Annotated in this window: 26 protein-coding genes; 10 read left to right on the top strand and 16 right to left on the bottom strand. The window is 50.4% G+C overall.

Annotation, left to right across the window (positions count from 1 at the left end; translation table 11 throughout):
• Positions 1 to 17: 17 nt before the first annotated feature.
• On the bottom strand, positions 18 to 494 hold the full coding sequence (locus Q4A84_RS01665) for a peptidylprolyl isomerase (RefSeq protein ID WP_303087186.1): 477 nt from the start codon (positions 492 to 494) through the stop codon (positions 18 to 20).
• Between the two features lie 543 nt (positions 495 to 1037).
• Here Q4A84_RS01665 and Q4A84_RS01660 point away from each other — a divergent pair.
• From Q4A84_RS01660 to rnhA, 4 genes are all read left to right on the top strand, one after another.
• Entirely contained in the window at positions 1038 to 1334 is a 297-nt protein-coding gene (locus tag Q4A84_RS01660; RefSeq protein WP_303087185.1) for a hypothetical protein, read from the top strand.
• 161 nt (positions 1335 to 1495) lie between these two features.
• The gene (locus Q4A84_RS01655; RefSeq protein ID WP_303087184.1) at positions 1496 to 2869 is read left to right on the top strand and encodes an FAD-binding oxidoreductase; all 1374 of its coding nucleotides are present in this window, start codon (positions 1496 to 1498) and stop codon (positions 2867 to 2869) included.
• Positions 2870 to 2894: 25 nt separating this feature from the next.
• Positions 2895 to 3839, top strand: a complete 945-nt coding sequence (locus Q4A84_RS01650; RefSeq protein WP_303087183.1) for a TraB/GumN family protein — start codon at positions 2895 to 2897, stop codon at positions 3837 to 3839.
• A 14-nt stretch (positions 3840 to 3853) separates the two neighbouring features.
• Positions 3854 to 4300 carry a ribonuclease HI gene (gene rnhA / locus Q4A84_RS01645; RefSeq protein WP_303087182.1) on the top strand — a complete coding sequence of 149 codons (447 nt, stop codon included), beginning with the start codon at positions 3854 to 3856 and terminating at the stop codon, positions 4298 to 4300.
• A gap of 67 nt (positions 4301 to 4367) precedes the next feature.
• Here the strand turns inward: rnhA and clpP are convergent, their stop codons facing one another.
• From clpP to Q4A84_RS01625, 4 genes are all read right to left on the bottom strand, one after another.
• Entirely contained in the window at positions 4368 to 5003 is a 636-nt protein-coding gene (gene clpP, locus Q4A84_RS01640; RefSeq protein WP_303087181.1) for an ATP-dependent Clp endopeptidase proteolytic subunit ClpP, read from the bottom strand.
• Between the two features lie 76 nt (positions 5004 to 5079).
• A complete protein-coding gene (gene tig / locus Q4A84_RS01635) occupies positions 5080 to 6393 on the bottom strand; it encodes a trigger factor (protein WP_303087180.1) in 1314 nt (437 codons plus the stop codon).
• 176 nt (positions 6394 to 6569) lie between these two features.
• Positions 6570 to 7433, bottom strand: coding sequence for a DUF1853 family protein (locus Q4A84_RS01630; RefSeq protein ID WP_303087179.1), 864 nt, complete (start codon positions 7431 to 7433; stop codon positions 6570 to 6572).
• Between the two features lie 111 nt (positions 7434 to 7544).
• Complete coding sequence (locus Q4A84_RS01625; RefSeq protein WP_303087178.1) at positions 7545 to 7949, bottom strand: DoxX family protein; 405 nt, start codon at positions 7947 to 7949, stop codon at positions 7545 to 7547.
• A gap of 112 nt (positions 7950 to 8061) precedes the next feature.
• Here Q4A84_RS01625 and Q4A84_RS01620 point away from each other — a divergent pair, with 112 nt between their 5' ends.
• Complete coding sequence (locus Q4A84_RS01620; RefSeq protein ID WP_303087177.1) at positions 8062 to 8958, top strand: LysR family transcriptional regulator; 897 nt, start codon at positions 8062 to 8064, stop codon at positions 8956 to 8958.
• A 58-nt stretch (positions 8959 to 9016) separates the two neighbouring features.
• Here Q4A84_RS01620 and Q4A84_RS01615 read toward each other — a convergent pair whose 3' ends face one another.
• Together Q4A84_RS01615 and Q4A84_RS01610 are read right to left on the bottom strand one after the other, a co-directional pair.
• Positions 9017 to 9412 carry a hypothetical protein gene (locus Q4A84_RS01615; RefSeq protein ID WP_303087176.1) on the bottom strand — a complete coding sequence of 132 codons (396 nt, stop codon included), beginning with the start codon at positions 9410 to 9412 and terminating at the stop codon, positions 9017 to 9019.
• A gap of 89 nt (positions 9413 to 9501) precedes the next feature.
• Positions 9502 to 10302: an RNA methyltransferase gene (locus tag Q4A84_RS01610; protein WP_303087175.1), complete on the bottom strand. Its 801-nt coding sequence runs from the start codon at positions 10300 to 10302 to the stop codon at positions 9502 to 9504.
• Positions 10303 to 10485: 183 nt separating this feature from the next.
• Between Q4A84_RS01610 and Q4A84_RS01605 the strand changes: the two genes are divergently transcribed.
• The 3 genes from Q4A84_RS01605 to mog all read left to right on the top strand — a co-directional run bounded on the left by Q4A84_RS01605 (position 10486) and on the right by mog (position 12766).
• Entirely contained in the window at positions 10486 to 11274 is a 789-nt protein-coding gene (locus Q4A84_RS01605) for an inositol monophosphatase family protein (protein WP_303087174.1), read from the top strand.
• Positions 11275 to 11452: 178 nt separating this feature from the next.
• The gene (locus tag Q4A84_RS01600) at positions 11453 to 12163 is read left to right on the top strand and encodes an S-methyl-5'-thioinosine phosphorylase (RefSeq protein WP_303087173.1); all 711 of its coding nucleotides are present in this window, start codon (positions 11453 to 11455) and stop codon (positions 12161 to 12163) included.
• A gap of 15 nt (positions 12164 to 12178) precedes the next feature.
• On the top strand, positions 12179 to 12766 hold the full coding sequence (mog, locus tag Q4A84_RS01595) for a molybdopterin adenylyltransferase (protein WP_303087172.1): 588 nt from the start codon (positions 12179 to 12181) through the stop codon (positions 12764 to 12766).
• A gap of 102 nt (positions 12767 to 12868) precedes the next feature.
• Here the strand turns inward: mog and Q4A84_RS01590 are convergent, their stop codons facing one another.
• The 7 genes from Q4A84_RS01590 to guaB all read right to left on the bottom strand — a co-directional run bounded on the left by Q4A84_RS01590 (position 12869) and on the right by guaB (position 21163).
• Positions 12869 to 13999, bottom strand: coding sequence for a hypothetical protein (locus Q4A84_RS01590; RefSeq protein WP_303087171.1), 1131 nt, complete (start codon positions 13997 to 13999; stop codon positions 12869 to 12871).
• Between the two features lie 32 nt (positions 14000 to 14031).
• On the bottom strand, positions 14032 to 14856 hold the full coding sequence (locus tag Q4A84_RS01585) for a hypothetical protein (RefSeq protein WP_303087170.1): 825 nt from the start codon (positions 14854 to 14856) through the stop codon (positions 14032 to 14034).
• A gap of 28 nt (positions 14857 to 14884) precedes the next feature.
• Positions 14885 to 15700, bottom strand: a complete 816-nt coding sequence (locus Q4A84_RS01580) for a hypothetical protein (RefSeq protein WP_303087169.1) — start codon at positions 15698 to 15700, stop codon at positions 14885 to 14887.
• Between the two features lie 193 nt (positions 15701 to 15893).
• The gene (locus Q4A84_RS01575; protein WP_303087168.1) at positions 15894 to 17552 is read right to left on the bottom strand and encodes an electron transfer flavoprotein-ubiquinone oxidoreductase; all 1659 of its coding nucleotides are present in this window, start codon (positions 17550 to 17552) and stop codon (positions 15894 to 15896) included.
• Between the two features lie 269 nt (positions 17553 to 17821).
• Positions 17822 to 18103 carry a cell division protein FtsB gene (gene ftsB, locus Q4A84_RS01570; protein WP_303087167.1) on the bottom strand — a complete coding sequence of 94 codons (282 nt, stop codon included), beginning with the start codon at positions 18101 to 18103 and terminating at the stop codon, positions 17822 to 17824.
• Positions 18104 to 18116: 13 nt separating this feature from the next.
• A complete protein-coding gene (gene eno, locus Q4A84_RS01565) occupies positions 18117 to 19403 on the bottom strand; it encodes a phosphopyruvate hydratase (RefSeq protein WP_303087166.1) in 1287 nt (428 codons plus the stop codon).
• A 293-nt stretch (positions 19404 to 19696) separates the two neighbouring features.
• Positions 19697 to 21163 carry an IMP dehydrogenase gene (guaB, locus tag Q4A84_RS01560; protein ID WP_303087165.1) on the bottom strand — a complete coding sequence of 489 codons (1467 nt, stop codon included), beginning with the start codon at positions 21161 to 21163 and terminating at the stop codon, positions 19697 to 19699.
• Positions 21164 to 21359: 196 nt separating this feature from the next.
• Between guaB and Q4A84_RS01555 the strand changes: the two genes are divergently transcribed.
• Positions 21360 to 21815 (top strand): DUF4124 domain-containing protein, encoded by a 456-nt coding sequence (locus Q4A84_RS01555; RefSeq protein ID WP_303087164.1) that lies wholly within the window; start codon positions 21360 to 21362, stop codon positions 21813 to 21815.
• 13 nt (positions 21816 to 21828) lie between these two features.
• Positions 21829 to 23655 carry an excinuclease ABC subunit UvrC gene (gene uvrC, locus Q4A84_RS01550; RefSeq protein WP_368389549.1) on the top strand — a complete coding sequence of 609 codons (1827 nt, stop codon included), beginning with the start codon at positions 21829 to 21831 and terminating at the stop codon, positions 23653 to 23655.
• Between the two features lie 125 nt (positions 23656 to 23780).
• Here the strand turns inward: uvrC and Q4A84_RS01545 are convergent, their stop codons facing one another.
• Positions 23781 to 24020 (bottom strand): recombinase RecA, encoded by a 240-nt coding sequence (locus tag Q4A84_RS01545; RefSeq protein WP_303087162.1) that lies wholly within the window; start codon positions 24018 to 24020, stop codon positions 23781 to 23783.
• Positions 24021 to 24140: 120 nt separating this feature from the next.
• Positions 24141 to 24710, bottom strand: a complete 570-nt coding sequence (locus tag Q4A84_RS01540) for a nucleoside 2-deoxyribosyltransferase (protein ID WP_303087161.1) — start codon at positions 24708 to 24710, stop codon at positions 24141 to 24143.
• Between the last annotated feature and the right edge of the window lie 18 nt (positions 24711 to 24728).

The following is a 24728-nucleotide window of genomic DNA, read 5'->3' as shown; positions in this document are numbered from 1 at the left end:
AATCTCTGTATGCAGTATTAATGATGATGACCGTGCGCGCCATGGGCATGACCGTGGTCGATTTCTTCCGCCGTAGCCGGGCGAATGTCTTCAACAGTCGCCTTAAAGCGGATTTTCATGCCGGCCAGCGGATGGTTGCCGTCCATTATCGCTTTGCCGTCGGCCACATCGGTCACTCGGAACACCAACACGCCGAACTCAGGATCATCCGCCTCAAACATCATGCCCACTTCCGGCGTTGCCGGCAGCTTGCTTACCTCTTCCACCCGAATCAAATCGGTTTCATGCTCGCCGAACGCATCATCCGGCTGCAACACCACATCCACCACATCGCCCACGTTTTTTTCGTGCAGCGCTTCTTCCACCAAAGGAAAAATGCCATCATAACCGCCGTGCAGGTAAACAATCGGTTCCTCTGTTTTATCCAGCAACTGGTCGTTGGCATCAAACATTTCATAATGCAAGGTTACTACGGTATCTTTAACAATGCTCATCGTTTTATATTCCTTCGGAGTCAATAGATTTGGGTTGGCATTGTAACACAGCCGCCATCATAAAGATGCCCTTCAAGTCATCGCAGCCCTCGGCACCCACAACAATCTTCTCAGCAAAACAGTTATCCCGCAAAACCTTGTCAATATTAATTTCATCCAACCAACCAACACTGCAAACTCATGTTGCCGTTCAGCAACACATACCGGCATGACCCCGTGTTTTTTATTTTATGATGGTATAATTTTACTTTTTATTGCATTTATATAAGTATTTGAAAAACATAAAAAAATAAACAATCGATAAATAAATCTGAAATTATTTCACTTGGTCAGGGAACTCTTTGCACTTTAGCGCTGACTAAGGTGCCATATCCTGCAATTAGGCGCAGAGGCTTAATTTGATTGCATTGCAATCTTTGCTCGTGCATAATTACGGAAAATTCAGTAATGAATTTGTAATCAAATGTAGTTAAACTTAAATGTTTAATCTTTTGATTAGTTCGAATATCCCTTAATTGATCAAATAAGAGAAGGTACATTAAAATGAAAAAAGCTTTGTTCGCTGCTGCCCTGATGTCTTTGGCTTTGGCTGCCTGTGATAGCAAACCCGCTCAAAATGCTGCTGCTTCTGCTGCAAGCTCTGCTAGCGCCGCTATGGATGTTGCCGCTTCTGCTGCTGCTTCCGCCGCTTCTACTGCTGATGCCGCTGCTGCTTCTGCCGCTTCTACTGCTGATGCCGCTACTGCTAAAGTTGAAGGCGCTGCCGCTTCTGCCGCTTCTGCAATGGATGCTGCTGCTTCTAAAGTTGAAGGCGCCGCTGCCTCTGCTGCTTCTAAATAATAAGCAGATAGACTTTCCTTTCAAAAACAGGATATTACGATATCCTGTTTTTCATTTTCAGACAGGCATTACCGCATACATCCGCAATGCCTGTCTGAAAACACTTGAACCCGCCCCCGTCTCTTATTACCATGGCGACTTTCCCTTAGAGAATCCGCGCTATGTCTACCACCGAAATAATCTCTGCTTTTCAAGCCATATTGGACGCATCCGAAATCGTTACATCCCCCGATACACTGCTCACCGACCAGCGCCGCCGCTACACCGGCTCGGCCGAACTGGTACTGCAGCCGAAAAGTGTCGACAGCGTACAGCGGATTATGCGTTTTTGCAGCAAACACAAAATTCCGGTTACCCCTCAAGGTGGCAATACCGGCTTATGCGGCGGCGCTGTTCCCAACGGCGGCATCTTGCTGAATTTAAGCAAACTCAACCGCATCCGTAACATCAGCATCGCCGACAACGCAATAACCGTTGATGCCGGCTGCATCCTCCAAAACGTGCAACAAGCCGCCGAGCAAGCCGGTCGCCTATTTCCGCTCAGTCTGGCCAGTGAAGGCTCCTGCCAAATCGGCGGCAACATCGCCTGCAACGCCGGCGGCCTGAACGTTGTGCGCTACGGAAGCATGCGCGATTTGGTTATCGGTCTAGAGGTCGTGCTGGCAGACGGCAGCCTGATCCAACACCTCGCCCCTTTGCATAAAAACACCACTGGCTATGATCTGCGCCATTTATTCATCGGCAGCGAAGGGACGCTGGGCGTTATTACCGGCGCCACCTTAAAACTGTTTGCTCAGCCGCAAAGCCATGCCACCGCATGGGTCGGCCTGAGCGATATAAAAGATGCGGTCGGCCTGCTCTCGCTGTTACAAGGCCGCTTTGCCGAACGGTTGACCAGTTACGAGTTAATCAGCCGATTCGCGCTTAATCTCTCTTCCCGCTTCAGCGATATTCCTCAGCCTGTCGATGCTCATTGGCACATATTAATCGAACTGGCGGATTCGCTGCCCCAGCAAAGCCTCGAAGATGATCTGGCCGTTTTCCTGTACGACAACGGTTTTGAAAATGCCGTTATGGCCCAATCCGACACAGAACGCAACCATCTCTGGGCACTGCGCGAAAACATTTCCGCCGCCCAACGCAACCTCGGCGCCAGCATAAAACATGATATCGCCCTGCCTATCGAAAGCGTCGCCGCTTTCATCGACAACTGTGCCGCCGCACTCGAATCAGCCCATCCTAACATCCAGATTGTCGTGTTCGGCCATTTAGGCGATGGCAGCCTGCATTACAACACCTTTCTGCCCGATGTTTTAAGCAACGATGTTTATCACCATGAAGCCTCTGTCAACGCCGTCGTCTACCAACACGTTTTGGCTTATTCCGGTACCATTGCCGCCGAGCATGGTGTCGGCCAAGTCAAAAACCACTGGCTGCCGCAGGTAAGAAACGAAGCCGAAATCGCTCTGATGCGCGCCATTAAAACTCAGCTCGATCCGCATAATCTGCTAAACCCCGGCAAACTGCTGCCTTAATTCTTCAGACAGGCATTATTAAGATATGTTGAAAAAAACGGCTTTCCTGCTTACCTTACTCGTTTGCAGCGCCTTCTCATCGGCTTTCGACTGGCAACACCCCGAAATAAGCAGCCGCTTGTGGAAAATCAGCAAGCCTGATCAACCCGATTCCTATCTGGTCGGCACCTTCCATCTAGGCAAACCCGACAGCACCCTTCCCGCCAAGCTTAATCACATCTTAAAACAAAGCGACCTGTTGGTCTCTGAAGTGATTCCGCCCGTCAACCCCAGCCGTGCCGTCGTGCAAGACATCCGAAACATGCAAAGCCAGATGCTTGATTTAACAAGCGGCCAAACCCTGTCTGACAAGATTGGCGCAGAAAATGTCGCCAAACTAGCCGAACGCCTGCGCAGCAATCCAAACACACGGCCTTTTGCCGAAAAACTGCTGCAAACCGAACCGTGGGCGGCCGTGATGCTGGAAGTTTCCGCCCGCCCCGAAGGCTACGATAGCCAATACGGCTTGGATTATCTACTGAGCCAAGCCGCTGTACGATACGGCATCAAGCGATCAGGGCTGGAGCGTTACAGCGACCTCCCCATACCTTTCAAAAAATTGCCGCTTGCCCGCATTATCGAACAAATCGGCTTTTCAAACCGCTACCAGAAAGAAAGCCAAGACTTCCTTAAAAAAATGATAGATTTATATTATAGCGGCCGATATAACGAACTGATACGCATCAGCACCGACCGCTCCCGTTACGCCGATATGCCCGACGTTTCAGAGACAAGCATCCGCTACTGGCAAAACTGGCTGGAGCAAGATTTACTGGTAGCGCGCAACCAGCAATGGCTGCTCAAACTGCTGAGCCTGCTACCCAAACAAAAAACGCTTATTGCGGTCGGCACGGCTCATCTGGTTGACGACAGTGGCCTGATTCTCCAACTTCGCCGGCACGGCTACACCGTCGAACCGGTTTCCGAATAAACAAGGCCATACTAATGGATACCAAAGTCTATCTTTTCACCGACGGCGCCTGCAAAGGCAATCCGGGTGCCGGCGGCTGGGGCGTGCTCATGCGTTACGGCAACCATGAAAAAGAACTTTCCGGCGGTTCGGCCGACACCACCAACAACCGTATGGAATTAACCGCCGTGATTGAGGGCCTCAAAGCCCTCAAGCGCCGCTGCAGCGTTGTTATCTGTACTGATTCGCAATATGTTAAAAACGGCATGGAAAGCTGGATACACGGCTGGAAAAAAAACGGCTGGAAAACCGCCGCTAAGAAACCGGTGAAAAACGAAGAACTATGGCGCGAGCTCGATAACCTTGTCGCCCAACACGATGTTTCATGGAAATGGATTAAAGGCCACGCAGGCCACCCTGAAAACGAAAAGGCAGACGAACTGGCCAACCGAGGCGCAGCGCAGTTTTTGCCAAACCGTTAAACTATCGCATCAAGAAAATGCCTGTCTGAAAACAAATTTCAGACAGGCATTGAATTACTATAACAGCTTATTTGGCAATGATTTTAGCCGCATCTTCGCGAGTTTCAATCACTTCGTCAACCAAACCGTATTCTTTGGCTGCTTCGGCCGACATGAAATTATCCCGATCGGTATCGCGTTCAATTTTTTCCAACGGCTGCCCGGTATGTTTGGACAAGAAATAGTTCAGCTTTTCTTTTATTTTGATCAATTCGCGGGCGTGAATTTCGATATCCGAAGCCTGCCCGCCCAAGCCGCCGCTGATTAACGGCTGGTGAATCATGATACGGCTGTTAGGCAAGGCAAAACGCTTGCCCTTTGTGCCTGCCGACAGCAAAAACGCCCCCATACTGGCCGCCTGCCCGAGGCAAAGCGTGGAAATATCGGGCTTGATAAAATTCATGGTATCGAAAACCGACATGCCAGCGGTAACGGAGCCGCCGGGCGAATTGATATAAAAATAAATGTCTTTATCCGGGTTTTCGCTTTCCAAAAACAGCATTTGGGCAACCACCAGATTGGCGGTATGGTCGGTAACCGGGCCGACCAGAAAAATAATGCGTTCTTTCAGCAAGCGCGAATAAATGTCGAAAGCGCGCTCACCGCGGCCGCTTTGTTCGATAACGGTAGGAATCAGGGTGTTGGCGGTAATTTCGGGAATCATAAAAACTCCTTTTTTCAGTTGAAAAGCACCAAAGCGTCGCCACTTCAGTGCTTTGTTGTTCAGCCGCTCGGGCCGCTTAGGCTTGCGCCCCCATTACTTCGTCAAACGATAAGGTTTTTTCGTTGACTTTGGCTTTACCCAATACATAATCAACCACATTGGCTTCTACTGCCAACGAAGTCGGGCCTTGCAGGCGAGAGCGGTCTTCAAAATACCATTCAACCACTTCCTGCGGATCTTCATAGCTCTCGGAGAAGTCGCTGACAATGGCTTTAATCTGCTCTTCGGTCGGCTCCAGTTTGTTTTCTTCTACCAAAGCAGCCAAAATCAGACCCAGCTTCACGCGGCGCTCGGCCTGCTCTGCAAACATATCGGTAGGCAGATCCAGCTTGGAAGCATCCGCCATGCCTTGATTGATGAAGTTTTGCTTCATTTCGTCGGCCAAACGGGCAGCTTCTTCGTTTACCAATACTTTAGGCACTTGCAAGCCTTCGGTTGCGGCCAACAGCGCGTCCATCACAGCATCTTTGGTTTGTGCATCTACGCGGCGTTTCACTTCGCGCTCGACGTTTTTCTTCACTTCTTCACGCATTTTGGTTACGTCGCCGTCGGCAATACCCAAGGCTTTGGCAAATTCTTCGTTAACTTCGGGCAATACCGGCTCGGAAACATTTCTCAACGTAATCGTGAAAACGGCGGTTTTACCGGCCACTTCTTTGCCGTGGTAATCTTCCGGGAATTTCACTTCCACGTCTTTTACTTCGTTTTCTTTCATACCCAGAATGCCTGCTTCGAATTCAGGCAACATCTGACCGGCACCCAAAACGAAAGGATAATTTTGCGAAGTGCCGCCTTCGAAAGGCGTACCGTCGATTTTACCTTCAAAATCAATAATCACGCGATCTTCGTTTTGCGCAGCGCGTTCGGTATGGTTGTAGCGGGTACGCTGTTTGCGCAGAATGTCTACGGTTTTTTCAACTTCTTCGTCGCCAACTTGAGCGCTTACTTTTTCCACTTCGTGTGCCGACAAATCGCCCACTTTCACTTCAGGGAACACTTCAAATACGGCCGCTACTTTCAGCGCATCCGCATCGTTTTGTTCCTCAACCGGCTCCAAACGCGGGAAACCGGCCACTTTCAAGCCTTGTGCCACAACGGCATCATAAAACGCTTTTTGTGCCATTTCGTTCAGCACTTCGTTCTGAATGCCGGCGCCGTACATAGACTCCACCATTTTCAACGGCGCTTTGCCAGGGCGGAAGCCATCAATGCGCACGCGGCGGGCGGTTTGTTTCAAACGCTTCTCTACTTCCGCGTTCACTTCGCTCCAAGCCAGCGAAAGAATGGCTTTGCGTTCCAGATTTTCTAATGTTTCAACAGTTACGCTCATCGTAAACCCTTAAATTTTCGTTGTGTTAACAAGCCAGCGGCCGTCACGGCCGCCCGGGCAATATCCGTATGCCGCCAAACAGCGGGGCAAAATTTAAAGCGGCGATTGTATCACAATATCGGGAAGAATGATATGCCGCACGGCGGCCGAGCGCCGCTTTCAGACAGGCATTCGAATCACAATTGCATAGCTGGTTTCATCAGCCGAAAATTTTCGTGCCACAGGCCGTCCGGCCGCTTTTCCATCACGGCGAACAGGATATTTTCCGCCGCGTCAATCGACGCCTTGCCGCAGCATTGTGCCAGCTCCACTCTGGCCGGCGCCAGCAAATCCATGCGGGGCAAGATATAAAACACCACATCGTCTTCGAAAGGCAGCGGTTCTCCCGCCGCAAGATAGCGGCCGTGCCAGCCGTAAGGATTGAGTGGTTTGGCATTAAACGTCTGATTCGGCCCTGCAAAACCGATACCGTGCACAATCGACGCCGATTGCATTCCGGCCATAGGGATTCCGACCGCTTGCAGCGCGGCGGTGCCTGCTGGCGTATACGGCAATGCCAGTTGAACGGCCAATTTGGCGGCTTTGTCTGCCAGACGGTCGGAACGGTTCAACCCGACCATTTCATCAGGAGAGGCCGTTGCGGCGCCGTAATATTTACAAGTTAATTCAATGTGATACAAAACCCCACCGAGCCGCACAACAAGATCCAGCTCGCCCGCCCTTTGCCCGTTTTCGGTAACCGGCAGATTGCGGGTCAACAATTCGGCATGCGGCGCATTGTGAAACCAGAATGCCAATAGGCTTTCCGCATAACGCCCGAGGCGATTGCCGAACGGTGCTTCGTCGGCTAAATGCCGATGCAGCGGCTCGGGGCTTTGGTCTAACCTGAGCAGGTAGCGGAAACCTTCCTCTCCCAACAACAGGCGAACGGGTAATTCGCAACCCGTTTCCCACAAGGCAGGCGCGGTCAGCAACGAAGCCAAGGCTCGCACGTCTTTATCCACCAGCCGCCACCATAAAGCATCCAAAGCGTAATTCATATTTACCTGCCTCATGTAAAAAAGGTTTTCAGACAGGCATTATAATCAAATGCCTGTCTGAAAACCTTTCGGCGCCAAATTTAAATCAAGATTAACTTATAAAATCGCCGCTTATTTACTGCGCTTGCAATCCAGCGCCCATTTACCGCCGCCTGCAACCGACAAGTAAAGAAAAACGAAACAGAATAACACTGCCGATTCGCCTTTGTTTAAAAACGGTACCGCAAAATTACCGCCCGAGGCCACATGCCCGATAAAATAGGCGACGGCCATCTGGCCTGATAAAATAAACGCCACAGGTCGCGTAAACAAGCCAAGCAATAATAAAATGCCGCCTACCAATTCCAAAATACCGGCAAACCCGTAAAGCGAAAAGATTTGCAAGCCGTCAAACATCGGCGAGTGCGGCATGCCCAATAGTTTGGAGCTGCCGTGCAGCATAAACATATATGCCGTAGCAATCCGCAAAATGGATAAAACGATGGCTTGGCAATCTGCCCATTTGTTGCTGTTCATTTTACAATCTCTCATTCAAGTGTTTTATATTCGATGTGCAAGAGTATAGTATTTGCTTTGTAAGAAATATATACCCTATCAATCAATACAAATTTTCTTAAAAGGAAACATAATGGATACGCTCTTAAGCATGAAAGTATTCTGCCAAGTCGTACAAAGCGGCAGTTTTACCCGCGCGGCGGAGCATCTCGACATCTCGCTGCCGATGGCCAGCAAGCATGTCAGTCATTTGGAAAGCAGCATACAAGCGCGCCTGCTCTACCGCAACAAACGCAACCTCAAGCTCACCGAACAGGGCGAACGTTATTACCAAGATTGCTTATTGGCTCTGGATATTCTCGAACAAGCCGCCAATCAAGCGGGCGCGGGCACCAGCCAGCCGCGCGGTTTGCTGCGGCTGACCGCACCGGTATGGTTTTCCAATCCGGTTTTCGCCGGCTGGCTGGCCGAATACCAAGCGCGTTATCCCGAAGTTGAATTGATGCTTACGCTAACCAACCGCAGCGTTGACCTCAACAGCGACGGCGAAGACCTCGCCCTGCGCATGACCAACCAATTAGCGGAAAATGTGATTGCCAAACCGCTGGCGTCTCTTTCTTTTTATCTGGTTGCCGCACCGGCCTATCTTGAAAAACACGGCATGCCCCAAACGCCCGCCGACCTCCCCAAACACAACGGCATACTTCCCAACTATACCGACATCCTGCAAACCCCGCTCACGCTCAACGGCCACACCGAAACGCTCAACCTGAAAGCCAAAACCCGCACCAACAATACCTTAATGACCTACCACATGACCAAAGCAGGCGCCGGCATCGGCTTTCTGCCGGAATGGCTGATTCAAGAAGACTTGCAAAACCGACAACTCATCCGTTTATTAGACAACTACCAAATCCCCAAAATTTCGCTTTATGCCGTATACACCAGCCGCGACTTCCTCAGTGCCAAAGTGCGCAGCTTTATCGATTTCATTGCAGAAAAAAGCCAAAACTATAATCCGTCAACCTAATTGCAAAAAATGCCTGTCTGAACGCTTTCAGACAGGCATTTTCAAACCGAACGGCGACTTAATTCGCCGCAACATCACGCCTACGCGCCGCGCTGCGATACCAAAACAAATAACTTACCGGCAACCAAAGCACCAGCATCACACCGCCAAACAAAAAGCCCAAATCCGGCGCCGGTATGCCGCCGTAAAACAAACCCACAGTCGCGGCCAAACCGTAAAACAAAAGCGCACCGATGTTCAACAGCCAGTAATTACGCACCACGACCCGTGGGTTCCATACCAACCAAATAAGGCTGTACAGCGTGGTCAACAAGCCGCCGGCCAGATAGGAAACCTTCAGATAATCCGAAGGATGCGGAAACAAATCCATCGACAAAGCCACGCTCCAAATGGCTGCCATCGGCAGCAAATGCAAGATAAAAATCGGAAGAAGCAGTTTTAAGCGGTTATTCATAAACACGTTCCATTCAAAAAGATTTCTTTCTCTTAGAAGCCTGTCTGAAAAAATGGTTTCAGACAGGCATTGCCCATACGCTCATACGGTTATTTTAATTTGCGTTTAACCGTATTGAAAAAACCGCGCAGCAAATCGATGTCTTCCACTTCCGTGCCGGCACGAGCAAACAGGCTTTGCATCCGGCGCATCATCCGTTCGCCGTTACGGCGGTTGAAAAAGCCGATATCAGTCATCAGACTTTCCATATGCCGCACCATACCAACAATCTGCTCATGGGTTGCCGGATGCGTTTGCGCCGCCAGATAATCCATCGGCATACCAACTTGGCTGAAAATTTCATAACTCACCACCTGCACCGCCTGCGCCAGATTAAGCGAAAAATAATCAGGATTACCGTTGATGGTCATCAACCGGTTGCAACACTGCACTTCCTCAATGCTCAAACCAAACGTTTCATTACCGAACACCAGCGCCACCGGCCGCCCCGCCGCCGCTTCGCGCAACAATTCGGGCACCATTTCCCGCGGCGTTTGCAGCGGCGCCGTCAGCTCGCGCTTTCTACTGGTCAGCGCACAGCTCAAAACCGTATCGGCCACCGCATCTTCCAACTTCGCAAAAATGCGCGCGTTTTCCAACACATCCGCCGCACCCGAAGCCAAAATAAAACTCTCCTCCGGCAAGCGGAAATCTTGCGGATTGTCGGGGTCGAATAGCGGCGGCGCGGCGGTCATCGGCGTTTGCATCAAATTGGGGGCAACAATATCCAAACGGTGCAAACCCATGGTTTTCATCGCTCGGGCCGCCGCACCGATGTTGGCAGGATGGCTGGTGCGGGTCAGCACAATACGAATGTGCTCGAGATAATCAGGAATGGTTGGCTTAATCATAAAATCTTAAAAATCGGTTTTCCAAAACAGCGGCTTGCAGCGCCAAAACAAGGGCGTATAATACGGCCTCTCCGGCCGCTTCAAGCAAAAGCCCACGCCGGATGCGCTCTTTAAAATCACGAAACGCTTTGCGCAAGCCGCCATTGTAACGGCTTGTCGCGACATTTTACATAGGATATCCCCATGAACCCCATTCTCAACACCGCCCTGAAAGCCGCCCGCAAAGCCGGCAGCATGATGGTTCGCTCCGCCAACAACCTCTCCGCCGTCAAAGTCGACAGCAAAGCGTTTAACGATTTCGTTTCCGACATCGACCGCGAATCCGAGCGCATCATCATCGAAACGTTAAAAGAAGCCTACCCTCATCACAAAATCACCACCGAAGAAACCGGCTCCCACGGCAACGCACGGGCCGAATACGAGTGGATTATCGACCCGCTCGACGGCACCACCAACTACCTCCACGGCCACCCGCAATATGCCATTTCAATGGCGCTGCTGCACAAAGGCCAGCCCCAAGAAGCCCTCGTTTTCGCCCCCGAGCGCAACGACCTCTACATGGCCTCACGCGGCCAAGGTGCTTTATTGAACGACCGCCGCATCCGCGTTTCCAACCGCATCGATCTCAACCAATGCCTCATCGGCACCGGCTTTCCCGTGGTCGACCAAAGCATGATGGACAGCTATCTCGCCATCCTGCGCGCTTTTCTGGAACGCACCGCAGGCGCCCGTCGCGAAGGTGCCGCCGCGCTTGATTTATGCGCATTGGCCTGCGGCCGCTTCGACGGCTTCTTCGAATTCAACCTCAAACCGTGGGACATCGCCGCCGGCGCACTGATTGCCCGCGAAGCCGGCGCCATCGTAACCGACATGCAAGGCGAACAAAGCTGGCTGGAAACCGGCAACATCGTCGCCGCCAATCCCAAAGTGCTGGCGCAAATGCTGAAAATCATCGCCGAGCACAGCCGCTAAAACCCTGATGCCTGTCTGAAAAACAGCTAACATTCTTTCAGACAGGCATCCGCATTCAGTCTCACATTTCCACAAACACTCATTTCATCCCGTTCATACCGCCAACCGCATGACCGGAATACCCGCTAACCGCAAATCCGTTACAATACCCCCTTCCACGCTCACACAAAGGCACAACATGATAGCGATTATCGGCGGCAGCGGCCTGACCCGCCTGCCAGAACTGAGCATCACCCACCGTCAGATCGTACGCACACCCTACGGTCTGCCCAGCTCATCCATTATTACCGGCAAACTCGGCAATCGGGAAATCCTGTTTCTCGCGCGCCACGGCCTCAACCATACGCTGGCGCCGCACGAAATCAATTACCGCGCCAACATCTGGGCGCTCCATTCGCTGCAAGCAGAAGAAATCATCTCCGTTTCCGCCGTTTCCACCCTCAACGGCCTGAACGTCGGCGAATTGGTGCTGCCCAACGATTTAATCGACTACACTTACGGCCGCGCGCAAACCTTTTTCGAAGGAGAAGACTGCGAAGTCGTCCACATCGATTTTGCACAACCCTACGACGACGCCCTGCGCCAACGCCTGCTGCAACACGCCAAAGAGCGCAACACTGTCATCCACAGCCAAGCCGTTTACGGCTGCATTCAAGGCCCGCGCCTGCCGACTTGCGCCGAAGTTCGCCGCTACAAACGAGACGGCGTCGACATTCTGGGCATGACCGGCATGCCCGAAGCCGTCTTGGCGCGCGAACTCAACCTGCCCTACGCCCACCTGTGCGGCGTTATCGGCAAAGCCGGCTGTGCTAGCGACTCGCCGGATTTCCTCGGCACACAAGAGCACCACGCCATCCAAAACATCCGCCAGCTTCTGGTCAATATGTAAACCGAAAGGCCGCCCATGTCATGCCTGCCTGAAATCAAAATCGGTCTGGTTTCCACCAGCGACCGCGCCAGCAGCGGCATCTATGCCGACGAAGGCATTCCCGCACTCAAAACTTGGCTGCAAAACGCCGTTAAAAATCCCATCCGCTTCAGCGAAGCACTGGTTCCCGACGAGCAACAAGCCATCGAAAACACCTTAAAGCAGATGGCCGATGAAGCGCACTGCGACCTCATCTTCACCACCGGCGGCACCGGCCCCGCCCCGCGCGACGTTACCCCCGAAGCCACGCTGGCGGTTATCGACAAAGAAATGCCCGGCTTCGGCGAACAAATGCGCCAGATTAGCCTCTATTACGTTCCCACCGCCATCCTGTCGCGCCAAACCGCAGGCATCCGCGGCACAAGCCTGATTGTCAACCTGCCCGGCCGCCCGCAATCCATCGCCGAAACCTTAGGCGGCGTGCGCGACGAACAAGGCAACATCCAAGTGCACGGCTTATTCAGCGCCATTCCCTATTGCATCGACCTCATCGGTGGTGCCTTTATCGAAACCGATGAATCCGTCTGCCAAGCCTTCCGCCCCAAGCAAAAACCAGTATCGTAAAACATTTTAATCAACACACGATTCGGATTGAAATAACGCTGGCAAAAGAAAAAAGCCTGTCTGAAATATTTCAGACAGGCTTTTCAATTTCTTATAACATGCTTACGACAAGCTCATCCCGCGCGATTGGCTTTGTACCATTTGCCGATTCTGCTCTTCCAGCTCCGTTTGCTGAATACGGTTGACACTCTCCTCCACCGGCATAGTTATCGCTCTATCTACCTCCATCGAGGCCGTTATCAAACCCGGATTACGCTCGCCAATCAAAAACTGCCTGTTCTTAAAATTAAACAAAGGAATATCACTCATACCCTTTTCATAGCCCAAAGCAGTCAGCGCCATTGCCGCATTGTTCAAACTCTCTTCGCTATAAGATTGATTGTTTTTCTGATAGAAGGCTTCCAGATGCGCCTTGCCCGAATGATAAATTCTTTGCGCATTTTCAGGCAGGCTTTCCAACGAAATCTGCTGCGCAGGCGCCGCTTGCGCCAGCGCGATGTCTTCTCCCGATATCCGTTGCGCTTCAGCATGAAGAACGGCTCTTATCTGCGTGGCATGCTTAATCCAGAGTTGTGCATCTTTACGATCCTGTTCGTCAACAGAACGTATATCGCCACGCTCGCCGTAAATGGGTATTTGGTAAGAAGTCTGCGGGCCTAAAAAGGGGCCATTATAACGACCATTTTTATCAACGCTGATTACACCATCTGTAAAATCCGAAACCATTCCATAAAGCGCTAAACTTTCCACAATCGCAGCCGCACCCTCACCTTTCGTTTCCATCAGTCTTTGCCAAGCCTGATCCTGTGATTGCTTGCCATAGCCGTATTTGCCGGCCAGCTTCATCGGCTCTTCCAGTGTCCAGTTTTCAATACGTAATTCGTGTTTTTCAAAAACGCTTTTATGGAACTCACGAGCTTGAAAAAATGTAACATCGGTGTTGGTCTTCCCCCCCGTTTCCTTCATATTGGCTTCCAAGGCATCCAGATAGCCCCCCGCCATATCAACGCGAATTGGGTTCAGCTCGCTTTCGCTGAAATGCCTGCCTGAAGAATCCTGCATAAACAAAATCGCCGTCTCTCCGGTAGGCGTATCGCCCTTGGCCACGCCTTTTGCCCAGCCGGCATAGTTATAACCCTTACCCAACAGCTCGCTGTAAACTCGGATGGCGCCTTCCACGCCATGTTGCTTAATATCTTCACGATAGCGATCAATATCGCTTTTGTTAATCATTGCCGGCATCTTATTGTCCTCTCATCTAAATTTTAAAGTTTACGTTCGGGGTGTTTGGCATTATCTGCAAACTCCGCCAATATCTCTTGCACCCGCGCCTCTATCTTCTGCCAGTCTTTCAGACGATAACGACTGTATCCCACACTAAAATAGGCATACGGACTCATCTGCGATAGAAACTTATGCGTACAGGGTGGATTCGGCACATTATTATTGGAACACTTGATATAGCTGCTGACGTCGCCTTTCTTATCTCGGGCAATAAACAGCGTATTTGTTGAACCAGTATTAGAGTCCGGCTCAAGCTGCTCATACACTTCCAAGCCATACTGCACTTCTCCCGTCTTCTTAAAAGTATATTCCGGAAGTTTGGGTTTAGCCCTCACATCATCGTCTAAATAGCTATTTAAAAAATCTAACACAGCCGTAGTATAAAAATTGACGGAAGCCCATGGCGAATTCTTTATTTTCCTCTCCTCCGAACGATCGGAAAACGAATCCGTGCGGTTGTCGAATACCTTCCCCGTATCCAGATTTACCTCTATCCCAAAATCCCGAATCGGCGACTTCAGCGTACGCGGCGGGCTTTTATAGTTTTCCCAATCCGGCGAAAATATCGTCGGCGTATCCTCGTACGACATCGGGCCTGGGGTGATATATCCTGAGAAACGGATGGGGATTCCGCCCAAACTACCTATGCCATCTACTCCATCATCGGCTGCCGGTTGGTTTTCCGCTTGTTGTTGCGACGCCGAACCCGCCGCATTCCTCTGCGCCTGCGGGCAGGCCGCCAGCGTTAAAGGCAGCAAGCACAAGGCAATCAAGCGCAGCTTGTTGTTCATCAATCTATAAGGCATAGCATTTCCTTTCTTCTTAAAGGCAGCATTAAAGTTTACGTTCGGGGTGTTTGGCATTATCGGCAAACTCCGCCAATATTTCTTGCACCCGCGCCTCTATCTTCTGCCAGTCTTTCAGACGATAACGACTGTATCCCACACTAAAATAGGCATACGGACTCATCTGCGATAGAAACTTATGCGTACAGGGCGGATTCAGCACATTATTATTGGAACACTTGATATAGCTGCTAACATTGCCTTTCTTATCTCGGGCAATAAACAGCGTATCTGTCGAACCCGTATTAGGCTCTGGTTTAAGCTGCTCATACACTTCCAGACCATACTCCATCTTCCCTATTTTTTTGAAAGTAAAGCTCTTTAAGCCGGGTTTCTCCCTCAAATCATCGTCTAAATAACTATTTAAAAAATCTAACACAGCCGTAGTATAAAAACTGACGGAAGCCCACGGCGAATTCTTTATTTCATTTTCATCAAAAAAACCGGAAATCGAATCCGTGCGGTTATTGAATACCTTCCCCGTATCCAGATTCACCTCTATCCCAAAGCTATCAATCGGCGACTTCAGCGTTCGTGGCGGACTTTTATAGTTTTCCCAGTCCGGCGAAAATATCGTCGGCGTATCTTTGTACGAAACTGGGCCATGTGTAATATGCCCCGAGAAACGAATAGGGATTCCACCCCAACTACCCACCCCATCATCGGCTGTCGGCCAGTTCTCCGCTTGTTGTTGCGATGCCGAACCCGCCGCATTCCTCTGCGCCTGCGGGCAGGCCGCCAGCGTTAAAGGCAGTAAGCACAAGGCAATCAAGCGCAGTTTACATGTGATGACTAGATATCTCATACAGAGTTTCTTTTAAATGGGTAGTGTCTATCATATAACAATCGCATCAATTTTTTGTTAAATTTCTACCTAAATTTAAGCTATTTGGGGATGAACAAACCATCTCTACTCTGTTTTTTCCCGCCTGTTTCTTAACCGAAAAGTATAAAAAAGCCTGTCTGAAAATGTTTCAGACAGGCTTTTTTATACACGATTACATCGCACCGTAATTGGGGCCGCTGCCGCCTTCGGGGCAAACCCATTGGATATTCTGCGTTGGGTCTTTAATGTCGCAGGTTTTGCAATGGATACAGTTGGCGGCGTTGATTTGCAACTTCGGCGCGCCGTCTTGCTGCGTGATTTCATAAACCGCGGCAGGGCAGTAACGGGTTTCGGGCGAAGCATATTCGCGGTAGTTGACCTCAATCATCGCCTCGGGATGGCGCAGCACCAAATGGGAAGGCTGGTTTTCTTCATGGCTGGTAGAGGTCAGGAAAACGCTGCTGAGGCGATCGAATGTGAGCACGTTATCGGGCTTCGGATAATCAATCGGGCGGCAATCCGAGGCTTTCTTCAGCGTGCTGTAATCAGGCGCATGGTGTTTTAGCGTCCACGGCACGCGGCCTTTAAACACATATTGCTCCAATCCGGTATAAGCAAACGCCACCCACATGCCCCATTTGAACGAAGGGCGGATATTGCGTACGGCATAAAGCTCTTGGCCCAGCCAGCTTTGCTCCAACAAGCCTTGCACCGATGCCACTTCCTTGCCGCTTTCCGGCTCGAATCCGTTTTCTTCCAACAAGGGAAATGCGGCTTCGGCGGCCAGCATGGCGGATTTCATGGCGGTATGAATGCCTTTGATGCGCGGCACGTTCAAAAAACCGGCAGCATCCCCGATAAGCAGCCCGCCGGGAAAACTTAAGCGCGGCAGGCTTTGCCAACCGCCTTCTACCAGCGCGCGCGCGCCATAGGCAATGCGGCGGCCGCCTGCAAACGTTTTGCGGATTTCAGGATGGGTTTTGAAACGCTGAAATTCTTCAAACGGAGAGAGATACGGGTTTTGGTAGTCCAAGCCGACAACAAAGCCGGTGGCGATTTGATTATTATCCAGATGATAGATAAACGAGCCGCCATAAGTTTTGCTATCGAGCGGCCAGCCGGTGCTGTGCACTACCAAGCCGGGCTGGCATTGCCCTTCGGGCACTTCCCAGATTTCTTTGATGCCGATGCCATAAGTTTGCGGCTGGCTGTGTTTGTCTAGCTGAAATTGCTTGATAACTTGCTTGGCCAAAGAGCCGCGGCAACCTTCGGCAAACAGGGTTTGCTGCCCCAATAATGCCATGCCGGGCTGAAACATATCGGTCGGCTCGCCGTTTTTATCCCGCCCCATGTCGCCCGTGGCGATGCCCTTGACCGAACCATCTGGATGGTAAAGCACTTCGGCCGCGGCAAACCCGGGGTAGATTTCGACACCAAGGTTTTCCGCCTGCTCGGCCAGCCAGCGAACCAGCATGCCCAAGCTGATGATATAATTGCCGTGATTTTTAAAACTGGGTGCGGTCGGCAGCTTGTAGGCTTTGTTTTTGGTGAGGAATAATACGCGGTCTTCGGTAACGCTTCGGGTTAACGGCGCGCCGTTTTTCTGCCAATCCGGCAACAATTCGCTCAATGCCTTGGGATCGATAACGGCACCCGATAAAATATTGGCGCCGACTTCCGAGCCTTTTTCCACCACGCAAACGCTTACTTCCCGCCCTGCTTGTTGTGCCAATTGCTTGAAGCGTATGGCCGCGCTTAAGCCCGAAGGCCCAGCACCAACAATAACCACATCGTATTGCATGCTTTCGCGTTCGATGCTTTGCATGTTCATTTTTTGTGTTCCTGTATATTTTTTTCTGTTGCCACGCTTTTTATCTTTAAATTTTCAATCAATCGGTTCTCATTATATAACATCTGGCGCAACGGTTTGTTTATCTTGCCATATTCTGCCCACCTCTCAAGCGAAGCATCTTGCTTTATCGGCAATCCAGGTAGATTGGGTTCTTCCCAATATCTTGAGATAAAACAGAATGCCTGTCTGAAAACGGTTGAGCAAATCGCTTCGCCGTTTTCAGACAGGCATTGTCTTATCAAGAAGGATTAACGGTTTCGCTGATCAACCATACGGTAATAGATTTCACCGTTTTTGATATAACCTAAATCGACCCGGGCGATTTCGGCAATGGCGTCTTTACCATTGGCCAAATCATTCACTTCCGCTGCCAGCGCATTGTTGCGCAAGGTAAGCATGCTGTTTTCCGTTTCTTGCGAGGTTACTTCGCTTTGCAGCCGCCACATATCCCGCCAGCCACCTTTCGATAGCCAGAGGTCGTATTGCGAGCCAACGATGCAAATGCTCAAAAAAACCGTTACCCATCTCATATTTGATATGGCCTTATTTATTCAATTGGTAAAACGCGCTTTTACCCGGATAGTAAGCGGCTTCGCCCAATTCTTCTTCAATGCGCAGAAGCTGATTGTATTTGGCCATGCGGTCGGAGCGGCTCAAAGAACCGGTTTTAATCTGCATGCAATTGGTTGCAACCGCCAGATCGGCAATGGTGTTGTCTTCAGTTTCGCCCGAACGGTGGCTCATCACGCTCGCATAACGGTTGCGTTTAGCCAAATCCACCGCGCTCAAGGTCTCGCTTAAAGTACCGATTTGGTTCACTTTAACCAACAATGCATTGGCCAAACCTTTTTCAATGCCCTCGGCCAAGATTTTCGGATTGGTTACAAACAAATCGTCGCCAACCAGTTGCACTTTGCTGCCTAATTTGTCGGTCAACAGTTTCCAACCATCCCAATCGTTTTCGTCCATGCCGTCTTCGATCGAAATAATCGGATATTTCGCAACCAAACCGGCCAGGTAATCGGCAAACTCAGCGCTGCTCAACGCCACGCCTTCCGCTTCCAGATGATATTTGCCGTCTTTGTAGAATTCGCTCGACGCGCAATCCAAAGCCAGTAAAACATCTTCGCCCGCTTTGTAACCGGCGGCATTCACAGCTTCAACAATCAGCTGCAAAGCCTCTTCATGGCTTTTCAGGTTAGGCGCAAAACCACCTTCGTCACCAACGGTAGTAGGGAAGCCTTTGCCATCACACAATTTTTTCAGCGCATGGAAAATCTCGGCGCCGCAACGCAAGGCTTCGCGGAAGCTTTTCGCACCCACCGGCATAATCATGAACTCTTGGATGTTCAGGCTGTTGTTGGCATGCTCGCCGCCATTGATAACGTTCATCATCGGCACGGGCAAAGCCATCGGACCGGCACCGCCCAAATAGCGGTAAAGCGGCAAACCAGCATCTTCGGCGGCGGCGCGCGCAACGGCCAGAGAAACGGCCAAAGTCGCATTGGCGCCCAAACGGCCTTTATTTTCAGTGCCGTCCAAATCAATCATGATTTTGTCGATATAACTTTGCTCGGAAGCATCCACACCGATTAAAGCTTGAGCGATTTCATTATTTACATGCTCCACCGCCTGCAACACACCTTTACCCAGATAGCGGCTTTTATCGCCATCACGCAATTCCAAAGCCTCTTTCTGGCCGGTAGACGCACCGGAAGGCACCGCGGCACGACCCATCACGCCAGATTCCAGCAAAACATCACATTCCACAGTAGGATTACCGCGCGAATCCAGAATTTCACGGGCAAAAATATCAATAATAGCGCTCATTGCAGCATTCTCCATAGTTATTCATATTCAGGATTAAATAATTTTCAGACAGGCATCAGATGCAGACAATGCCTATCTGAAAGAATATTACATTTTTAAGATTATACCGATTAAGCCCCAATGAAACGAGCGCTTAACCGGCGATTTAAGTAAAAATTGTTTCGTATCAATTTTTAAACATTTAAGGTAAAGCCGTTAATTTATCATACCCGTACTTTCCGATACGGCAAACATGATTTCCAACGCCTCAAATCAATATGAAGCAAAACTTCAAAACACCTTAGTCAGCCCGATTAACGGACATGATAATTAGGCGCCTCTTTGGTAATTTGCACATCATGCACATGTGATTCATTCATACCTGCTGCCGTAATCTCAACGAATTCCGCTTTTTCATGCATTTCGGTAATGTTGGCGCATCCCAAATAACCCATGCTGGAGCGCAATCCGCCCACCAACTGATGAATAATCTGCACAATCGGGCCTTTATACGGTACACGCCCTTCGATGCCTTCAGGAACATATTTGTCGGCACTTTCCTGCTTGTCTTGGAAATAACGGTCTGACGATCCTTGGCTCATCGCACCCAACGAACCCATGCCGCGATAAGACTTATAAGAACGCCCCTGATACAACTCAATCTCACCCGGCGCCTCGTCGGTACCGGCAAACATACCGCCCAGCATCACACAAGAAGCACCTGCCGCCAAAGCCTTGGCCACATCGCCCGAAAAACGGATGCCACCGTCGGCGATCAACGGCACGCCCGTATCCTTCAGCGCTTCAGCCACATTATGAATGGCCGTCAACTGCGGCACACCCACACCAGCCACAATACGGGTAGTACAAATAGAACCAGGCCCGATGCCGACTTTCACCGCATCGGCGCCTGCGGCTACCAAATCGCGCGCTGCCTGAGCGGTTGCGATATTTCCTCCGATAACCTGCACGTGCGGAAAATTCGTTTTCACCCACTTCACCCGATCCAGCACACCTTGGCTGTGCCCGTGCGCAGTGTCAACTACAATCACATCCACACCCGCCTCAACCAAAGCCTTGACCCGCTCATCGGTATCGGCACCCACACCAACCGCCGCACCCACACGCAAACGACCGTCGGCATCTTTATTTGCATTCGGGAATTCCGTGGTTTTCAGAATGTCTTTAACCGTAATCAGGCCTTTCAGCTCCCAATCGCCGTTTACCACCAACACCCGCTCGACTTTATGTTCATGCATCACATCGCGCGCATCTTCGATAGACGTACCTTCAGACACGGTAACCAGTTTTTCTCGCGGCGTCATAATCGCAGAAACCGGCTGGTCAAGGCGTTTTTCAAAGCGCAAATCGCGATTGGTTACCAAGCCGACCACTTTACCATTTTCCACAACCGGCAAACCCGACATTTTGCGTTTGCGCTGAGCAAGCATCACCAGCAAATCGCGAATCAGCATATCGGGAGAAATGGTTACCGGGTCTTTCACAATACCGCTTTCATGACGTTTTACTTTCGCAACCGCATAAGCCTGCCGCTCGGGCGTCATATTTTTATGAATAATGCCAATTCCGCCTTCCTGCGCCATTGAAATGGCCAAGCGGGCTTCGGTAACGGTATCCATCGCGGCAGAAAGAAAAGGGAGATTAAGGGAGATTTGACGGGTAAGCGGGGTTTTCAGGGAAACGTCGCGCGGCAGCACGTTTGAATGTGCGGGAACCAACAAAACGTCATCAAAAGTATAGGCTTTTTCTACGATACGCATGATGCTTTGAAACTTTCAGTTTGTGCAAGATGCACGATATTGTAGCAAATCCGACGCGCTTTAGTAAGCGACCAAACGGAAAAAAGCTTATTTTTTTAGCCGTTTCCATGACAGCCCAAAAGGAAATCGGTAAAATAAAGCCATCTTTTTACCAATTAAAAACAAACAGCAATCCATAATTTTTGAAAGAACCATTATGCACATTACTTCCTTTGCACGATTCGCCGCCATCGGTCTCATTCTGACTTCTTCCACCCTTTACGCTAAAGAAGTGTACAACTGGAAAGGCGCCAACGGTACCAACACCTATTCCGACGTGCCGCGCAATCTGAAAAGCACCGGCGTCAGCACATTAAACGTGCGCACCCGCACCGTAACCGCGCCGGTTGAGAAAAACGCAGCGCCCGGTTCTTTGGCCGACCAACAAAAACAATTAAACGACCAAATGGCTGAAAACAATAAAAAAGTAGAAGAACAAAACAAAAAAATCGCAGAAGAAAACCAAAAAATGCAGGAGGCCAACTGTAAAACTGCCCGAATGAACCGCACTTTTGCAGAATCCGCCCGCACCGCCAACCGTGATGCCCTGATGGCACGCTATGATAACGACATCAGCAAATTCTGCTCCGCACCGGCGCCAGAGGCTCATTAATACTATTGTTACAGTGTCAGATCATTTCAATTTAACCGTTTTCCTGAAAAACCTGCCTAACCTGCCCGGGGTTTATCGTATGCTCGATAAAAACGGGCAGGTTTTGTATGTTGGCAAAGCAGTCAACCTCAAGCGGCGCGTAACCAGCTATTTTCAAAAAAACGACCATTCGCCGCGCATCATGCTGATGGTCAAGCAAATATATACGGTGGAAACAACGGTTACCCGCTCGGAAGCCGAAGCTCTGATTCTCGAAAACAATCTGATTAAAGCCTTATCGCCGAAATACAATATCTTGTTTCGTGACGATAAAAGCTACCCTTATCTCATGCTCAGCGGCCATGAATTTCCGCAAATGGCTTATTACAGAGGCACTCTGAAAAAGCCCAATCAATATTTCGGCCCTTATCCCAACAGCTATGCCGTACGCGACAGCATTCAGATATTGCAAAAAGTATTTCGGTTGCGCACGTGTGAAGACAGTGTCTTTGAACATCGTGACCGCGCCTGCCTGCTCTATCAAATCAAACGCTGCTCAGGCCCGTGTGTGGGTCACATTTCCTACGAAGATTATCAAGCGAGCATCCGCGAGGCGGTTACCTTTTTAAACGGCAAAACCGGCGAACTAACCCAAAGACTGCACTATAAAATGCAACAAGCTGCCGACCGGCTTGATTTTGAAGAAGCCGCCCGTTACCGCGACCAAATTCAAGCGCTTGGTTTGGTACAAAGCCAGCAGTTTATCGACAGCAAAAACCCAAGCGACATTGATATTCTGGCCGTAGCCGCAATGAGCGGCACTGTTTGCCTGCATTGGGTCAGCATACGCGGCGGGCGCCATGTCGGCGATAAAAATTTCTTTCCCGATACTCGCCATGATCCCGACCCTGAAATTCAAGATTATGCGGAAGCCTTTGTCGCCCAGCATTATCTGGGTAAAAGCAAACCCGACATCATCATCAGCAACTTTACCCTGCCCGCCGGCCTGCAAGAAGCCCTCGTTGCCGAGCACGGCAAACAAATTCAATTCATAACCAAAACCATAGGCGAGCGAAAAATCTGGCTGAAAATGGCCGAACGCAACGCCGCTCTGGCCATCAATCAGCATATCATGCAACACACCGGTCAGCAGCACCGTATCGATGAATTGGCGCGCTTGCTCGGTTTGGAGCCCAGCGATTTAAACCGCCTCGAATGCTTCGATATCAGCCATACCCAAGGTGAAGCCACCATTGCTTCGTGCGTTGTTTACGACGAACAAAACATCCAGCCCTCCCAATACCGCCGCTATAACATCACCACCGCCAAAGCGGGAGACGACTATGCGGCAATGCGCGAAGTGCTGACGCGCCGCTATGGCAAGCTGGCCGAAGCAGAAGCCAACGGAGAAACCGTCAAATGGCCGGATGCCGTGCTCATTGACGGCGGGAAAGGCCAAGTCGGCATGGCAGTTGACGTCTGGGCGGAACTCGGCCTGCACATTCCGATTATCGGCATTGCCAAAGGCCCCGAGCGCAAAGCCGGCTTGGAAGAATTGATTCTGCCTTTTACCGGCCAAACGTTCCGCATGCCGCCCAACAGCCCCGCTTTGCACTTGCTGCAAACCGTGCGCGACGAATCGCACCGCTTCGCCATTACCGGCCACCGTAAAAAGCGCGACAAAGCCCGCGTTACCTCTTCTCTCAACAATATACCCGGCATAGGCAGCAAAAGGCGACAAGCCCTGCTTACTCGCTTTGGCGGCCTGCGCGGCATACAGGCTGCCGGCGTGGAAGAATTGGCGCAAACCGAAGGCATCAGCAAATCTCTGGCACAAAAAATTTACGACAGCCTGCACTAATCAATCCTATATAAGAATGCCTGTCTGAAAATATTTTCAGACAGGCATTTCATGTTTCCCTCTGCTTACCAAACTATTACAACACCATCATAAATAAAAGCATTCGAATACATTAGCCTAAAAAATCAAGGCAATTGCGTTTTCGCCCATAAAACCGCCGCTTCAATCGCCTTTCTGGCTTGCGGGCTGTTTTTCCAACAAGTCGAATGCGTCATTTGCGCCCCCAGCGCCAGCACGTCTTGAACATCAGCATGTGCTAATTTTTCTATATCATCAAACCCCATTGCCTCAAGGCGGGCAACAACGGTTTTGCCAATGCCTTTCTGAGCAAGCAATCCCTGTTTCTGTTCCTCTGTAAATGCCATTGCCTCTCCTCTACACCCAGCCACCTAACCTTTCGCTGCTTAAATGCGATTTTCAGACAGCCTTCTCAATCATTCAATATCACGACGGTTTTTCGTATAACGCTCAAACCTATTAACACCTTATCCATGATGACCATCATCCGCCCTTTTGCATTGGTCGGCATAAAAATCCAATGCTGCTGCAAAGTCCTTAAATATCGTCATGCCAACATCATACAACATTAAATTGAACGGCAAAGCAAAATCCTCGATTTCCGTATAAGCAAACCGGCCATCCGGTGCGGTTTGCATAAAATCAAAGCCGTCGTATTTTACCGTTTGTTCGGCCAAATTATCACTATAGGCCAACACCCGCTTACCCAACGCTCGGGCAAAGCCGCATTCATAAGCCGTGCCGCAATCCGGTTCCGCGCCACGAAACGGCGACAAATTGGCTATTACCGCATCGCATTCTTGAATCATCCGCTCATTAGCCAAACGGATTTTCAAAGCATTATCTCGTTTGATTTCCAAAGAAAAGCCGGGCGACAAATCGATTTCGTTATCCAACGGGAGCAATAGCTGAAAGCAACAATGCCTGTCTGAAAGCTCATCAGCCAGCTTTTCCATCTGCGCAAAAATTGGGCTGCGTTTGGATTCCGGCAAAAACACATCGCCGCCGGCACAATAGATTTTCCATATTTTCATCATCGCCCTCCGATTATAAAA

This window comes from Neisseria sp. (assembly GCF_030527965.1).
Classification (GTDB): domain Bacteria; phylum Pseudomonadota; class Gammaproteobacteria; order Burkholderiales; family Neisseriaceae; genus Neisseria.
The sequence above is the reverse complement of the archived record's forward strand: the minus strand, read 5'-3'. Positions and strand labels throughout refer to the sequence as shown.

Bases quoted from the DNA above. Each gene is read 5' to 3' on its own strand.
- clpP (WP_303087181.1), bottom strand. From the start codon at position 5,003: ATGATTCCCGAAATTACCGCCAACACCCTGATTCCTACCGTTATCGAA.
- eno (WP_303087166.1), bottom strand. From the start codon at position 19,403: ATGAGCGCTATTATTGATATTTTTGCCCGTGAAATTCTGGATTCGCGC.
- Q4A84_RS01585 (WP_303087170.1), bottom strand. From the start codon at position 14,856: ATGCCTTATAGATTGATGAACAACAAGCTGCGCTTGATTGCCTTGTGC.
- Q4A84_RS01580 (WP_303087169.1), bottom strand. From the start codon at position 15,700: ATGAGATATCTAGTCATCACATGTAAACTGCGCTTGATTGCCTTGTGC.
- rnhA (WP_303087182.1), top strand. From the start codon at position 3,854: ATGGATACCAAAGTCTATCTTTTCACCGACGGCGCCTGCAAAGGCAAT.
- Q4A84_RS01615 (WP_303087176.1), bottom strand. From the start codon at position 9,412: ATGAATAACCGCTTAAAACTGCTTCTTCCGATTTTTATCTTGCATTTG.
- Q4A84_RS01650 (WP_303087183.1), top strand. From the start codon at position 2,895: ATGTTGAAAAAAACGGCTTTCCTGCTTACCTTACTCGTTTGCAGCGCC.
- Q4A84_RS01655 (WP_303087184.1), top strand. From the start codon at position 1,496: ATGTCTACCACCGAAATAATCTCTGCTTTTCAAGCCATATTGGACGCA.
- Q4A84_RS01605 (WP_303087174.1), top strand. From the start codon at position 10,486: ATGAACCCCATTCTCAACACCGCCCTGAAAGCCGCCCGCAAAGCCGGC.
- tig (WP_303087180.1), bottom strand. From the start codon at position 6,393: ATGAGCGTAACTGTTGAAACATTAGAAAATCTGGAACGCAAAGCCATT.
- Q4A84_RS01540 (WP_303087161.1), bottom strand. From the start codon at position 24,710: ATGATGAAAATATGGAAAATCTATTGTGCCGGCGGCGATGTGTTTTTG.
- Q4A84_RS01555 (WP_303087164.1), top strand. From the start codon at position 21,360: ATGCACATTACTTCCTTTGCACGATTCGCCGCCATCGGTCTCATTCTG.
- Q4A84_RS01575 (WP_303087168.1), bottom strand. From the start codon at position 17,552: ATGAACATGCAAAGCATCGAACGCGAAAGCATGCAATACGATGTGGTT.
- Q4A84_RS01625 (WP_303087178.1), bottom strand. From the start codon at position 7,949: ATGAACAGCAACAAATGGGCAGATTGCCAAGCCATCGTTTTATCCATT.
- Q4A84_RS01610 (WP_303087175.1), bottom strand. From the start codon at position 10,302: ATGATTAAGCCAACCATTCCTGATTATCTCGAGCACATTCGTATTGTG.
- Q4A84_RS01600 (WP_303087173.1), top strand. From the start codon at position 11,453: ATGATAGCGATTATCGGCGGCAGCGGCCTGACCCGCCTGCCAGAACTG.
- ftsB (WP_303087167.1), bottom strand. From the start codon at position 18,103: ATGAGATGGGTAACGGTTTTTTTGAGCATTTGCATCGTTGGCTCGCAA.
- Q4A84_RS01620 (WP_303087177.1), top strand. From the start codon at position 8,062: ATGGATACGCTCTTAAGCATGAAAGTATTCTGCCAAGTCGTACAAAGC.
- Q4A84_RS01660 (WP_303087185.1), top strand. From the start codon at position 1,038: ATGAAAAAAGCTTTGTTCGCTGCTGCCCTGATGTCTTTGGCTTTGGCT.
- Q4A84_RS01590 (WP_303087171.1), bottom strand. From the start codon at position 13,999: ATGATTAACAAAAGCGATATTGATCGCTATCGTGAAGATATTAAGCAA.
- Q4A84_RS01545 (WP_303087162.1), bottom strand. From the start codon at position 24,020: ATGGCATTTACAGAGGAACAGAAACAGGGATTGCTTGCTCAGAAAGGC.
- mog (WP_303087172.1), top strand. From the start codon at position 12,179: ATGTCATGCCTGCCTGAAATCAAAATCGGTCTGGTTTCCACCAGCGAC.
- Q4A84_RS01665 (WP_303087186.1), bottom strand. From the start codon at position 494: ATGAGCATTGTTAAAGATACCGTAGTAACCTTGCATTATGAAATGTTT.
- Q4A84_RS01630 (WP_303087179.1), bottom strand. From the start codon at position 7,433: ATGAATTACGCTTTGGATGCTTTATGGTGGCGGCTGGTGGATAAAGAC.
- guaB (WP_303087165.1), bottom strand. From the start codon at position 21,163: ATGCGTATCGTAGAAAAAGCCTATACTTTTGATGACGTTTTGTTGGTT.